Source organism: Candidatus Ancaeobacter aquaticus, from assembly GCA_030765405.1.
GTDB classification, from domain to species: domain Bacteria; phylum Auribacterota; class Ancaeobacteria; order Ancaeobacterales; family Ancaeobacteraceae; genus Ancaeobacter; species Ancaeobacter aquaticus.
Map to the genome: position 1 here is coordinate 1 of JAVCCP010000053.1, position 14,446 is coordinate 14,446.

The 14,446-nt window shown below is 34.9% G+C and carries 13 protein-coding genes; 11 read left to right on the forward strand and 2 right to left on the reverse strand.

What is annotated here, in order from left to right:
* Nucleotides 1-233: 233 nt before the first annotated feature.
* Both P9M13_07000 and P9M13_07005 read right to left on the reverse strand, forming a co-directional pair.
* Entirely contained in the window at nucleotides 234-365 is a 132-nt protein-coding gene (locus tag P9M13_07000) for a hypothetical protein (protein ID MDP8263033.1), read from the reverse strand.
* A 74-nt stretch (nucleotides 366-439) separates the two neighbouring features.
* Nucleotides 440-1,042 carry a hypothetical protein gene (locus P9M13_07005; GenBank protein MDP8263034.1) on the reverse strand — a complete coding sequence of 201 codons (603 nt, stop codon included), beginning with the start codon at nucleotides 1,040-1,042 and terminating at the stop codon, nucleotides 440-442.
* A gap of 734 nt (nucleotides 1,043-1,776) precedes the next feature.
* On the opposite strand from P9M13_07005, the gene P9M13_07010 reads away from it, so the two are divergent.
* The 11 genes from P9M13_07010 to P9M13_07060 all read left to right on the forward strand — a co-directional run bounded on the left by P9M13_07010 (nucleotide 1,777) and on the right by P9M13_07060 (nucleotide 14,142).
* A complete protein-coding gene (locus tag P9M13_07010) occupies nucleotides 1,777-2,127 on the forward strand; it encodes a hypothetical protein (GenBank protein ID MDP8263035.1) in 351 nt (116 codons plus the stop codon).
* Nucleotides 2,128-2,460: 333 nt separating this feature from the next.
* Nucleotides 2,461-6,267: a hypothetical protein gene (locus tag P9M13_07015; GenBank protein MDP8263036.1), complete on the forward strand. Its 3,807-nt coding sequence runs from the start codon at nucleotides 2,461-2,463 to the stop codon at nucleotides 6,265-6,267.
* An 11-nt stretch (nucleotides 6,268-6,278) separates the two neighbouring features.
* A complete protein-coding gene (locus tag P9M13_07020; GenBank protein MDP8263037.1) occupies nucleotides 6,279-6,833 on the forward strand; it encodes a hypothetical protein in 555 nt (184 codons plus the stop codon).
* 114 nt (nucleotides 6,834-6,947) lie between these two features.
* Nucleotides 6,948-7,226 carry a hypothetical protein gene (locus tag P9M13_07025; GenBank protein ID MDP8263038.1) on the forward strand — a complete coding sequence of 93 codons (279 nt, stop codon included), beginning with the start codon at nucleotides 6,948-6,950 and terminating at the stop codon, nucleotides 7,224-7,226.
* Nucleotides 7,227-7,304: 78 nt separating this feature from the next.
* Nucleotides 7,305-9,131, forward strand: coding sequence for an AAA family ATPase (locus tag P9M13_07030; GenBank protein MDP8263039.1), 1,827 nt, complete (start codon nucleotides 7,305-7,307; stop codon nucleotides 9,129-9,131).
* Nucleotides 9,132-9,140: 9 nt separating this feature from the next.
* Complete coding sequence (locus P9M13_07035; GenBank protein ID MDP8263040.1) at nucleotides 9,141-10,841, forward strand: phospholipase D-like domain-containing protein; 1,701 nt, start codon at nucleotides 9,141-9,143, stop codon at nucleotides 10,839-10,841.
* A 208-nt stretch (nucleotides 10,842-11,049) separates the two neighbouring features.
* The gene (locus tag P9M13_07040) at nucleotides 11,050-11,280 is read left to right on the forward strand and encodes a hypothetical protein (protein MDP8263041.1); all 231 of its coding nucleotides are present in this window, start codon (nucleotides 11,050-11,052) and stop codon (nucleotides 11,278-11,280) included.
* Nucleotides 11,281-11,427: 147 nt separating this feature from the next.
* Nucleotides 11,428-12,303 carry a M28 family peptidase gene (locus P9M13_07045; protein MDP8263042.1) on the forward strand — a complete coding sequence of 292 codons (876 nt, stop codon included), beginning with the start codon at nucleotides 11,428-11,430 and terminating at the stop codon, nucleotides 12,301-12,303.
* A 34-nt stretch (nucleotides 12,304-12,337) separates the two neighbouring features.
* A complete protein-coding gene (gene nadE / locus P9M13_07050) occupies nucleotides 12,338-13,237 on the forward strand; it encodes an NAD(+) synthase (protein ID MDP8263043.1) in 900 nt (299 codons plus the stop codon).
* A 53-nt stretch (nucleotides 13,238-13,290) separates the two neighbouring features.
* Complete coding sequence (locus P9M13_07055) at nucleotides 13,291-13,701, forward strand: RNA-binding protein (protein ID MDP8263044.1); 411 nt, start codon at nucleotides 13,291-13,293, stop codon at nucleotides 13,699-13,701.
* A 69-nt stretch (nucleotides 13,702-13,770) separates the two neighbouring features.
* Nucleotides 13,771-14,142, forward strand: coding sequence for a ferritin family protein (locus P9M13_07060; GenBank protein ID MDP8263045.1), 372 nt, complete (start codon nucleotides 13,771-13,773; stop codon nucleotides 14,140-14,142).
* Nucleotides 14,143-14,446 lie beyond the last annotated feature (304 nt).

Here is a 14,446-nt window from a genome sequence, read left to right on the forward strand (position 1 = left end):
CTTTATTTCTTACAGCACAACAAGTTGATTAAGAAGTTATGTGGGTGAGACACTATTATAAAAACATAGGTTTAGTTGTGCAAATCCAATTGTAATATATTATTAATACAACATGGATAAAGATGGGTAGGATTTTTTGGAAAACTATATTGGTAGGTTGGTTTCATATCGCAAGAACGAAAAGTTGTCACAGGAAGATATTGCATCAAGGTAGGGTATCTAAATGGTAGCTGCTACCATTTAGATGCTTTGACCGTCTCAACGTTCTGCTGAGGATCGGTCTGCGCAAGGACAGGCGAAAGCCCGAGCCTACCCAGCAAAAGCATTATTGAAAGTGATAACCAAAAAATTCTGTGTTGCTTCACATTCCTATCCTTTTCGAATCTAACGCAAGTGATTCAACAGACCCATCATCACCGTAAACATAGTAGATTTTGTGTTAGGGGTTTTCAAACTCATTTTCTGCATTCAACATTTTAAGCTTTTCCTCAAACTTTGCCTTTTTCATTTTACCTTTATAGTTTTTTCCGTATAGTGACTTCTGAAAATATTTTACTAGTTTAAATGCATCCTTGCATTCGCGCATATTAGCTTCCGGTGATACTCTTATAAGAACTTCATTTTCATCTACGCTGACACTAACTCTACTCGTAGGAGCAAAGGTAAATATTTCACGTTGTTGTATACCTGTTAAAATATACCACTGCAAAGGTTTGCTCCATGAAAGAGGTTTCTTGAACTCCTTCAATATCTCATTGCTATCATTAATGGTTACTCTACTTAAATATTCATCTCTCTCTTGTTTCAATTTAACGTATTTATTGTCTTTAACTGCTTCAAATCCATTATTATCACTACGTTTCAAGGCATATTCATAAGCCAACCCTAGATCTATTAGTGTTTTTAATACTTTATCTGGTTTTATAGATTTGCTTTTCCTGAAATCACTAATGTGCTCAGCAGCCTCATACTCAATAAATAAATAAAATTCCTGACAGTATCTATCTTCAAAAACCTTATTCTCTTCTTTCTTCTTCTCCACTTTATCCTCACATAGTTAAATGATTATCAAAATCACTATTCCGCTCCATTGTGGTTTTTTCTAATGGGTCTATTGTAACACTTATTGAAAAATATTGTATAAGGAATTAATAGAGACTAGCATGTATTCACTCCCTAGTCCTCCCTCATCGGTCGGTCCGGTCGTTCGTACATAAAGTAATTTCCAAAAAAGTTGCACTACCAGGAGAGATGGTTTTCTTTGTTATAAATGGTAGCTGCTACCATTTGTTTAATTCTCTCTCTTTTTCCCCGGGGTTCTATTCCGCACCAAAGTATAAGGATGGTAAGGAGCTGCAAAATAAATAGAGACAAATAAATGGTAGCTGCTACCATTTAGGAACATAAATTAAAGGAGAATAAATGATAATACTGCTGTTGATATATTTGATTTTGGGAATTTTAGTGCTCATTTATGAATCAAAACAACCAATTTATAAGCAAGCATCTGTGACACGAAAAAAGAGTATTTTAAACATTATTGTAACTATAATATTTTGGCCATATCTTGTTTATCAAAATATTTGTCTTTTTTTTAGTAGACGCAAATAAAAAACGAATTTACATATTGATTATTGAGGCAAAAGCAGGAATTGAAATTGAAACTTGTTAATAGTGTTTTTATAACGTTTTCTGATTGTGTTTATATTTTGATTTATCCCTTGCAGAAAACTATAGTGCAAACAGGGGTAGTTTGATGAAAGGAGATTATAAGATATGATTTGCCATTATTGTCAAAAGAATGAATCATTGGATGAAGAGATTGTAAATACATACACAAAAGAGATGCATCCAACATGTGCAGTTTGTAAATTAGAATTTGAATTAGTTGTCAAAACACAAAAAAAATATAATACCATAAAAAGAATTGGCAATATTTTACTATTAGGTAGTATTGTTGGTTTTGTATTCTATGATTGGCGTGTCGGAAGTATATTGCTGGTGCTTGGTGGGATTATCAGATATTTATATTTTGAACTTGTAAGTCGGGAAGGCCCAAAAAATACTAAATTGATTAAGAAATTTGCAAAAGAAGAAGGGTTATTTTCTTTTCACAGGGATTATTAATATCGTTCATAGTCATACGAGAGAAATCATTATAATATTATATAGATGTTACTATAAACTTGTGCCCAAATTGTGCCCATCTTAGTCCAAAACAATGGGTAACAAAGGGAAACAAAAAGAAATAACCAGACACACCTAAATAGTTGTTGTTAAAGTGGTAACGCTGTAATACGCTATGTATTAAGGAGATAGGGAGATGGTCTTTATAGAACCCCCCCCTCTCCGCCACTAAGACTGTAAAAGTCACAAGTAAATGGTAGCTGCTACCATTTATGGATTGCTACCATTTGTGGTTTAAACTTGAAAAATATGAGTTATGAAAAAGGGGTCTATATGTTAGATTGGACAAAAATTGAGAACCCTATTATTTTCCAAAGGCTAATTAGTCAACTTGTTTCATTAGAGTGTCACACCCCTGGGTTCTTACCATCTAGTCCTTATATTGGAGCTGATGGTGGGTATGATGCCTATGTTGACAAATATCCTGAAGAAAATATCTCTGGGGAAATATGCATACAAGCTAAGTATACTAAACATAATCTTAAGGATGCATATAATATTTTACGTACTGAGATGAATAAAGAGCTTAAGAAAGCTAAAAAAAATAGAATATCTCATTTGATATTAGCAACAAATGCAGAGTTAAGCATTCCATACATAAAAAAACTGCTCAAGGTTAATAAGTTTAAAGACATTTCTCTACGCATATGGGATCGTGAACAATTGACATTGAAGATTGAGAAGCAACCATTCTTAAAATGTCGGTTTTTTAACTATCCTGCTATCCCTTTATTTGTTCCAGCAACTACATTTTTTGAAGAAGTAGAAAATAAATTAGCATCTGTTAGCCTTATTGAAGAGGTCCCAAGTATCAATAATAGAATAAATGAATTCATTTCATTCTTAAATAATGAAAAAAAGAACATATTTATATTACAGGCCCCCGGTGGATATGGAAAAAGTCATTTTTTGAGAGAAATCCCCAAGATAATGGGAAGGTTAAGTTCAGATCGAGAGGTTTGGTTTATTAGGATCGGTGTGCGTGATATCCAAGAAGCTTTCAACGACGAAATAGGTGCCCGAGAAAACGCTAACAATAAGCACAAGTACTTATTCGTCTTAGACGATACAGATCGTGTAGATGACATTGAAAATATACTTCTATGCATAACAAATACTGGGATCGATGCGAAGCTAGTGTTAGCCTTAAGGACATCAGGAATGTCTGCATTAGATGATATCTTAATATCCACAAATTGCAGAAGTCAATCAGTTGTCACTTCTATTCCACAATGGACAGATAGTGAATTGAACATATTATTAAAAACTATAGCCAAAAAAGACGACATTAAAGATATTGATTTAATAGTCAGAAGATACCGAAATCCTTTTTTTATCGTCAAAATTGGGGAACGTATAAGAGATATTGATAATTTTGATTATGCTTCTTTTAAAGAAACTATTGTTGAATCAGTAATCAGTGACTCGAAAAGAATTCTCTCTGACAATATAGATGCTGATTGTTTATTACTCCACCTTAGTTTAATTAGTCCAATTAACATTTCTGATACTCGCACTATAGATAAACTATCAGAAGAATTAAAAGTTGATGTAAAAGAACTAACGGCCTCACTGCATCAATTAGGTAAAAGCGGTGTGTTACGATCAATTGGAAATATTTTTAGATTTACCCCAGATATGACAGGTGATGTTTTTCTCTTAGATAAAATGCATTTCCTGAGCGAGGGCGAGCGAAAGAAAATATTTCTGTATTGGTTTGATACTCATTCCAAAAACATATTCTGCAATTTAGGATCCACAATTAGATATGGTGATAGCGATTACTTATTGCCAATTTTGAATGATGTTATCTCGAGTTGGATAACCAATACATCAAAATATGATGACTATGATAAAAGGCTTATACTTGAAAATCTTGAAGCAATATGCGCTAAAGTGCCTGATAAAAGTTTAGACCTGCTTTGGGCCTTTCTGGATAATTCAACACTAACAACAGACGCATATGGGCCCGTAATAAACAAATTGATCCATAGTGATTTTAATCGAAGTGATATTATAAAAATTATTGTAGCAATGATAAATGAATGCAAGGGTGGCACGTATGACAATTATAAGCCAAGCACTTTAATCAAAGAATGTGTCTGCCCTCTTGACAATGACATAGAAAGCCAAATATTGCCATCAATGTCCATTCTCGAGGGATTCTTAAATAGTGATGATAATACAGATGAAATAGAACTATTAAAAGTAGCATGTGCTGAAATTTTAGCCTCTGCACATGAATTTAGAAGATCGTCCGATGATAAGCTCGAAATTGGAAGCAAAGTATTAAATATGACAGATCATGTGATAAAAATGCGAGATACTGGGGTATTAATTATAAAAAAAATGCTCAAAAGCAAACATGCTTTTGTGCGAATAAAAGCTGTTGAAGTAATTGAGTCTATCGGAAAGGGATATATGGGGCTTGGACCAACCACCATTCCTTTGAAAGACAAAATTATTGCAGAAAGAGAAGATATTTTGTGCTTCATCGTAAATGAAAATATTGTTGATAATGAAAAGGAATTAGATGTTTTAAGTACTTTTGAAGATTTGGTTTTTCATTTTTGGGCCAGAAAGGATGTGCCAGATGAAATAATAGTTCCATTGTTTGATAAATTTACTTATACACCTGAATATCGTATTTTTCGATACTATTCATCACGATGGGGCATTTGTGGAGATGTAAAGCCACAGCTGGGCAGTGTTCCCCCATCTAAAGAACGATGGAACTGGGCTGTGGATAATTTATTACATAGCAATATAAATTTAAAGCCCGAAGACTTTACTAAGGAAGTAATTTTTTTAAATCAAAAATATTCTACTCCATCAAGTATTGCCATTTTTCTTCATGAGTTAAATGAGAAAGCTAATGTGGTTTCTGCAACTGCTCCATTTTTAAGAGAATGGTTTAAGCATAATCCTGAAGCATTTAAACTTCTCCGCTTTGAGACTGCAGCATGGAGTAAAGTTCCTCTAATTTTTAAATATACCATTTTTTATGATCTAGTACATGCATATCCTGAAGCAGTAAAAAGAATTATAGATGAAGTTTTATTAGCACAAGAAATCCCATTAGATGAGGCAAAAATAGCCTTAGATATTTTCTCATATGATTTACCTGGAATTGATAGAATCAATATTGCAGACATAATATCTAATAAAAAGATAGATGAATTAAACCTTATAATTCTTGAAAAAATAAGATCAATATCTAAAAATAATTCAGCTAAAGAAATAGCAGAAATCACATTAATAGTGTTGAAACAATTGAGTTTAGAATCTAAATTGAAGGCTATATACCACATTGCTTTTATTTTGTTCGATAAAACAAAAGAATACAAAAAAGAATTTTTGAATATAACTGGAGAGGAATTGAGAAACACGCTTATTTCTAATAGGAAATTAGATCATTACGATTTTGAAATATTGTCTCTTATTGTTGATAACGTAAATAAGTTAGTAGATTTTATCAATGTGCGCTTGGAAAAAGAAAACGAGGTTAACAAGCATTCAGAATACGAAGCAGTTCCCTTTGATGGCATAACTATAATTTCAAAAAGAATCAAAAATATAGATGATTATTTATTTGTTTTAAAGCACGTTCTGCAATGGGATAAAAAATATAGTGGGCTAACATATTATAGTGTTTCAAAAATATTCGACCAAATTGCAACATTAAGAAATGAATCCAACGAATTATATTTAGAAAAAAGCGTAAAAACATTTTTTAATAAACAAAAGTTTAGAGAATTACTGGATTGTTTGTTTCATTTACCATTAATACCAAATAATATGCATATATTTGCAGATGCTATAAGCAAAAGTAAAGTATTTGGATACGAGGAGAATATGACAAAATTGCTACGTGACAAGCTTTACCCGGAGGGCGGATGGTTCTCTTCTGTTGGTGAAACCCCCAAAGCATTTATAGATAAAAAAAATGTCTTTAAGAAGTTAGCTGAAGTCGCTCCGCGTGGGTTGTTAAAAAATTGTTTGGAAGAATGCTTAATCAGTGTTGATAAAATGATAAACAAGCATAAAGACGATGAGGAAAATAGATTTCATTCTAAATAAGAGAGGATTGTATGATTATTTTTCGAGAAGAAATATTTAAAATCATTGTACGAAGATATCCTAATGAAGTTCGAGAAGAGCATCTTCTTTCTGAATTGGAATATTCTTTTCCTGAAAAGCATCTAGAACGTGAAGCCAAAAATGCTTTAATTGAACTGCTAGAGAAAAAAATTATAGATAAACATATTCATCCATATTCTCATCAGGGATATGAAGAGGAAATAACCAGCTATTTCCTAACACGGGATGTTTATAGAAATATCAACCGAATTAAAATTGGGAATAAACATTTTATTCGTTTGCTTGATAAGGATCGTTTCAGGGTAGATGATATAAATTATTTGGTAGAAGAATTATCAAATTGCTCAGATGAAACAAATAAAAGGATTGATAAATTACATGCATCAATAAATAATACCAAAAAAGATATTTCTAAAGAAGTATTCGATGAAATCAAAAAATCTATAAGGTGGTGGAGTTTCTTTCTAATTGCTATTTCAGGATTGATTATCGCAATAATTGTTAACAGGATTAAAATATGTGAATTTTTTAAAGATTTACTTTAAAATGATAAAATTAAATACACCATCTTTTTAATGTAATATAATTTGCTATATATACTATTTTATGGACTACAAAAAGGGAAAGCACCTATTTAAACAAAAAATAAGGAGTACTTTATGGCCGCAAAAAAGACCCAGCCACCAAAAACGAAAAGAACTGTCATAGTACATAAAAAAGATATTAAGGTAGATAATATCTTTCAGTTGCTAAGTGTTGTTGAGAACAATATTCAGGAGCTTAACAGAATGTATGCAGAGCTTCCCGGTAGTAATCATAGGGATGTCGGCGGACGGATGAAACCAACAACAAAACAAATTGAAATAGCAAAACAGATCAAAAGCGCTCAAGCTAGAGCAGATAGATTAATGAGGATAATTGAAAAGCAAGGGTTTTAAGACGCACCCTTAAATGAAACTTGTGATTTTAAAGGGCATTCGTATAGTAATTATTATGTTTAAATAAGGATTATAAATTTGATTGAAATAAAAAAAATTGAAATTTATTATTTTCGTTCAATTTACAGCTTAAAAAATGATAATTTAAAGGATTTAACAATATATGCCGGTAAAAACGATATTGGAAAATCTAATATTCTAAAAGCATTAAACTTATTTTTTAACGGTAAACCGGATTGGGATACTGCTTTTGATTTCAAAAAAGATTTTTCCTATAAAAGAAAAAACGAATCGATTAAATTAAAAACACGCCAGTTTATTCGTATTGCAATTCGGTTTAAAAGAGGCGATCGTTATCAAAATAGTTTACCTGAAGAATTTACTATAACACGCACATGGTATCGCAATTCACCTGTTCCAGATGAAAAAAATTCTCTTATGAGAGAGCACAAAAAAGAGAAAAAACCAAAATGGTCTATTGGGCGAGCTAATGCCAGTCTTCAAAGGTATCTTAATACTATGAAATTTGAGTATATACCCGCAATCAAAGATAATTTATTTTTTGCGTACATGTTAGGACGCTTACAGCATATAATTTTTGCAAAAGGCTCCAATGAGTCTACAGTTAAAGAATCAATAGAAGGATTGAATAGTACGATTTCATCTGAAATTAAGAATCTTCAAGAGGAATTTGCGCTTATTACAAAAATAGATACCCAAATTAATTTACCTGAAAAGTTGTCTGATTTATTTAAAGCATTTACTGTGAGTACAAAGGAACAAGGAGGACATCTTCCATTACAGCAACGAGGAGATGGTATTCGCACAAGATTTATACCGTCTTTACTGCACCATATCTCGCAGAATTCAAAGCTATATTTCATTTGGGGTTTTGAAGAACCTGAGAACAATCTTGAATATTCTCTAGCAATCGAATTAGCAGAAAAAATGGCTAAAGAATATTCTCGAGATTCTCAAATATTTATAACAACTCATTCCCCTGCTTTCTTTTCTTTAACAGATAAGAATGTAACCGTATATCGTGTTTTTAAAAATGATATTGGTACAGCATGCATAAATCTAGCTATTAATAGTCAAGAAACGTCTGATCAATTATGGGTTGAAATGGGGCTTATGGAATTTCAAATCAAATCGCAGAACGAATATCGAAAGAAACTTGATCTTTTAAAGAAAGAACAAGAAGAATTAGAAAAAATAAGAAAAGAGAGCAACATGGCAAATATGCCAGTTTTACTAACCGAGGGAAAATGGGACGAATTAATACTTAATAGTGCATGGTCCAAACTCTACCCTAATCAAAAGATTCCTTTTAAAATTATATGTTCTGATCCGTATCAAGGAGCGAGTGCAAATTCTTTTGGAGGGGTGGATATAGTTAAACGTAGCTTAGAGTCAACACGTAAAGATCAGGAATTCACCGTAGGATTGTTTGATAGAGATGTGACAGGATACAATAAAGGATTCAAAGGTTTAAGTAATAATTTCTCTGACAGCTCTTTTAGTGAAAATGTAAAAATTCATAAAGCCGGAACTTCTGCAGCCATAGTTTTGCCCGCTATAGAAAGCCGTCGGGAACATGCTGCGGTATATAATCTTGAAATTGAATTTTATTTTGATGATCCATATTTGCAAAAGAAAATCGAAAAAAAAGGATTGGAGCTAAAACCTAGGCTAATAAAAACTACTGTTATTGGAACAAGCGTAGAGGAGATTGTTAATGCGACCGAACCTCATTTGTTTAAAATAGTAGACTCGACTAAAAAGTATTTTGCGGAGAAAATAGTTCCTACACTACCAAAAGAAGCTTTTATTAATTTTGAAATACTTTTTGATTTAATAAACACTACTATGAATTATTCTAAAAAATCAAAACATAACAAATAATTGATTATAATGAACAATAAAACAAAGCATATTAGCCTCTTAATAGCTTTTCTAGTTAGTTTTATATTTACCACTAAAGCTTTCCCCTTCCCAGCAGATATCGAAGACATAAGCGGTAAAAAATATTTCCAAAAAACGAAACAATCCTTAGTAAACGCAAAAGAATCTATACATGTCGTGATGTTTGTCATGCGTGTATCAAAACAGAAGCACAACACAAAACCCCAGCAATTAGTTAATGAACTGATCAATGCACATAAAAGAGGTGTTGATGTAGAAGTGATACTTGATCAGAACATTGACTTTTTGAATAAGCGATCAAAGAAACTGCAAAAAGAGATTAAAAGCATGGAGGCATATAAACAGCTGAGAGATGCCGGTGTGAAAGTATATTATGATGATTCCACGCGCTATACACATGCTAAAGTTATTGTTATTGATGGGGCAACAGTGATTCTTGGTAGTACAAACTGGACAAAAGCGGCTTTGGAAAGAAACATTGAGGTAAGTGTATTAATAAATTCTGATCAAATGGCGAAAGAGATACTTGAGTACATAAAACAAATAAAACGTAACAAAGAGATAGAGACATATGTCAGTAAAGCACAAGAGGTCGTACCAGTAAAAATAGAGTTTATGAAAAATCCTGAACATGGACCACAGATGGTACATAAACATGCTGAACGTGTATTTGATGTTTATTTGTTTTTGTTGAAAGAATATGACGGTAACACTGAAGGTAGAATAACATTGTTTTATGATACAGTCGCAAAATATTTGGGGATGGATTTAACTGATCGAACAGCATACAGAAGACAGATCATAAAGGTGTTAAGAAAACTTGAAACCAGGCATAAATTAATAAAGTATGTGCCGCGGCATGCGAAAGAAGCGAGAATTACTTTGCTTGATTATGATGATAGTGAAAAAGCATATAGTGATCCGAAAAAGAATCTGTTTGAGTTACCGGAAGATTATTTTGATTATGGATGGCGAGGGAATTTATCTTTTAGTGGGAAATATTGTTATTTTATTAATTTGATTAATGCGGGTGCTAATGGGGTTACGGCTAAACGTGTTTCAACAACTAACCATGTTCCACCGCGTAGGAGTCACTTTGTGCCACCTACGCGGAGTAACCCAACTAACGGTGTTTCAACTGACGGTGTTTCAGCTAATAACCATGTTCCACCGCGTAGGAGTCACTTTGTGCCACCTACGCGGCGGGGGCCACCTACGCGGAGTAATATTGTGAGTGGGGGTGTGTGGTCAGAGAGTCTTGCTGATATAACTGAAGAGTATGGGGGTGTTAGCCAGGATGTTATCTGTAAGGGGATGGATGAGCTTAGGCGAAAGAGATTAATTGAAGTGGCATATGATACTTTAACCGGTAAACCGTACGAGAAAAGATCACCAAAGATATATAAAGTATTAAAATTATATGATTTTGAGAAATTACTGAATAAACTTAAAAAGGTAGAGGATAAATATGGTAAAAAGGAATATAATATAGCTAGGGGATATGCTCAAATAGTTTTTGAAGAATATCATCCTGAAGCAATAGAAGATATAATACTTAAGACTAAAGAATACGGTAAAGAAAAGGTTGAAAAGGCGTTTGATATAGTTGCCCAGAAGAATAAGGATAATCCTAAGAGGAAGTACAGCTATGTTGTGGGGGTGTTGGAGAACTGGGGGATTAAAAAGTAGTGTTCCACTGCGTAACCCGTGTTCCACCGCATAGGAGTCACTTTGTGCCACCTACGCGGAGTAACACTATGGCCGACTGCGGTGGTGGTGGGGATGGGTAAACTGTGTTCCATAAACCATGTTCCACCGCGTAGGAGTCCCTTTGGGCCACCTACGCGGAGTAACACTGATTAGCAGGCTCGAAGAGCCTCAACGGGAGGGGATAAAAATGGAAATGAAAGAACAAGGGAATGTGGAAAAAGAAGTAAAATCGTCTTGTAAGACTAAGGGTGGTGACGGAGCTTGTGGCGTTGCTGTATACGGGCTCGGTATTATTGGTGCTGCGATATATTACATATCAGCTGCAACAGGTTTTTGGCCTGGGGTAGTAGGGTTTTTAAAAGCGCTCGTATGGCCGGTATTTTTAGTTTATGAAGTGCTTAAGTTTATAGGCGCTTAAGATACAAGCACGATTGTAGTGTTTTTACCGTGTCGGTGGGATAAATCGTGTTCCACCGCGTAGGAGTCACTTTGTGCCACCTACGCGGAGTAACATTGGGGCCACCTACGCGGAGTAACACTCCGGAGTGATTTTGGAAAAAATATTATGAATAATGAAAACAGTGAGCTGATCGAAAATTTAAAAAAACATGTGATAAAACTTTCTGATGAAATCGGTGATCGGAGTGTTTTTAAATATGAGCAACTCTGTGAGGCGGAAAAATATATTACTGAAGAGCTTGTTTCTTACGGATATACGGTTACGTTTCAAGAATACACAATACTTAACAAGCAGGTAAAAAATATTATTGTTACAAGGCGCGGAACAAAGACCCCTGAAGATATGATTATTGTTGGTGCACACTACGATAGTACTTTAAATCCCGGTGCGGACGATAATGCCAGCGGTGTTGCAGGACTTCTTGAGCTTGCACGGTTCATGGCAGATAAAAATACCGGCTCAACAATAGAATTTGCCGCTTTTCCCGCTGAAGAACCGCCATTTTTTGATTCTGAAGATATGGCTAGTCTTGTGTATGCAAAAGCAGCTAAAAAAGGAAAAGTAAATATTAAGGGTGTTCTCATACTTGAAATGATAGGGTATTTTGATAAGAAGCCCCGAACCCAGACGTATCCTAATTTTGCCGGGGCACTTGTTTATCCCAACAGGGGAGACTTTATAGCAGTTTTGGGAAATCTTAAATCCATTAATCTTGTTGGTGCAATACGATCCTGTTTTAAGAAGCAGTCACGGTTTCCGATGAAACCAATTATCACCTTCAATTATGCTTCTGCAGTACATTTCTCTGATCACTGGGCATTCTGGCAGGAAGGCTATCGCGCTGTGATGATAACCGATACATCTTTTTACCGGAACCATCATTATCATACTGAAACTGATACGTACGATACGCTCGATTATGAAAGTATGGCTGAGATTGTGAGGGGTCTGAAAGGAACGCTTATTGAATTGGGTAAGTGATACGTAGTATAATAAACTATTAAAGAGGGGATATATGAAACTGACAAATGATCTGTTTAAGATTGATGCCGCAAAAACAGCGGAAGTAGCCTCGGAATTTATAAAAAAAGAAGTCAAGGAGCTGGGAAGGGACGGAATAGTTGTCTCTATGTCTGGCGGGCTCGATTCGAGTGTTGTGGCATCGCTCTGTGTTAAAGCGTGTGGCACGGATAATGTTGTCGGTCTTATGCTTCCGGAAAGGCAGGGAAACCCGGAAGCTGAGATTTACGCGAAACAGGCTGCCGCTTTTCTTGGTATCAAAGCCAAAAAGATAAATATATCGAGAAATTTGAGGGCTATTGGAACATATAGGGCCGCAATATCTTATATACCGACTAAGAAGCTGAGAGATTTTGTCGCAAAAAAATTCATGTCTTCAAGTAATGACAATTTTCTTCTAGAGAATTTGAAAGGATCGAAGACAAAGCTGATGAGAAATGCGGCTGCGAGTATTTATTCGAAACAGAGAATACGAGCTGTTGTACTCTATAAATTTGCTGAGGAAAATAACCTGCTTGTGGTCGGTGCCGCACATCTTACCGAAGACCTTGTCGGTCTTTTTGTTAAGTTTGGCATAGATGATGTTGCTGATGTGATGCCAATAAAGAAGCTGTTTCGGACACAAGTAATGCAACTGGCAGAATATTTGGAACTGCCAAAAGAAATAGCCGGAAGAAAACCGAATCCCGATGTTATTCCGGGAATAGATGATAAATATTTCGGTATGCTGGGAATATCCGCTGATAAGATCGATCTTCTGCTGTATGGTCTGTTGCATGATGTTAGCAGTGACGATATTGCCAGCCAGCTTGATATTGAGAAGAGAAAAGTAGAGGAAGTTAAAGAATTGATACAGTTATCGGATCATATGCGAAACCCATCGCTCGCTCCGTAGATATAAATATACACATTGTAAATTTTTATAATCTAAAACAAAAGGAGATTAGTATGAAGCTTTACGTGGGAAATTTATCTTATGAGGTTACTGAAGATGATTTACGGTTGGCTGTAGAAACATTCGGGACGGTTGAATCTGTCAACATCATAATGGACAAGTTTAGTGGTCGACCAAAAGGATTTGGATTTGTGGAGATGTCCTCCAAAGAAGAAGGGCAAGCGGTAATCGATGGCCTAAATGGTAAAGAGCTAAAAGGCAGAGAGCTTAATATAAATGAGGCTCGTCCTCGCCCAGAAGGTGGTAGCAGGGGTGGACCAGGTGGTAGCAGAGGTGGGCAAGGTGGTAGCAGAGGAGGATATGGCGGTAGCAGAGGTGGGCAAGGTGGTAGCCGTGGAGGATATGGCAGTAGCAACAGAGGTGGGCAAGACCGTGGCAGAGGAGACTCAAGGGGTAACCGTTAGATTCTAATTATCAACATCGATAAATGGTTGCTGTAACCGTTTAAATAAAATAAATGAAAGGGGGATGTGATGGTAGGGAGAAAATATGTATTATCTGCGGCTGTTCTAATTGCTATACTCGTTGGGTTGTCTTTCCAGAATGTTATGGGGGCAGGGCTATCTAAAATACCGATAGATCTGAAGAAAGTGTCTGAAGAGGACAGAGATAAAGAGATATTAAGAGTTGGCATAATAGCAGAATATGACGCCATAAATCTGTATGAACAAATGGCGGCGTATGCAAAAAATCCCATGATAAAAAAAGTTTTGCTTGATGTTGCAAGAGAGGAAAAGATTCATATAGGAGAGTTTCAAGCTCTTTTAATGAGTATTGATAAAGAACAGCTTGAGGAAATGCAAAAGGGTGAAAAAGAAATAGAGGAAATGATGGAAAAAAAGTAGATTGAATACCATTTTCTAGCGAAGAGATATATATGAATCGTGTGGGTGAAAAGATTGGCTGGGTTGGAGGATGGATTGGCGGGTTTCTCTGGATTTTAGGATTTTGTGTCGTATGGATGTTTTAGGGTGAAATGCTCTATGGATTAAGAAAATCTATTTTTAACGGTGATGTTTTCGGGTGGATTGTAAAGTTAAATGCCGTAAATAGTGGTCATTTTTCATTTAAGCTGCGATCTCCTGAAGTTCTCTTTCAAACCCCTGTTGAGCAGATTGAAAATTTAGTATCTTGCGTGGGTAATTATTA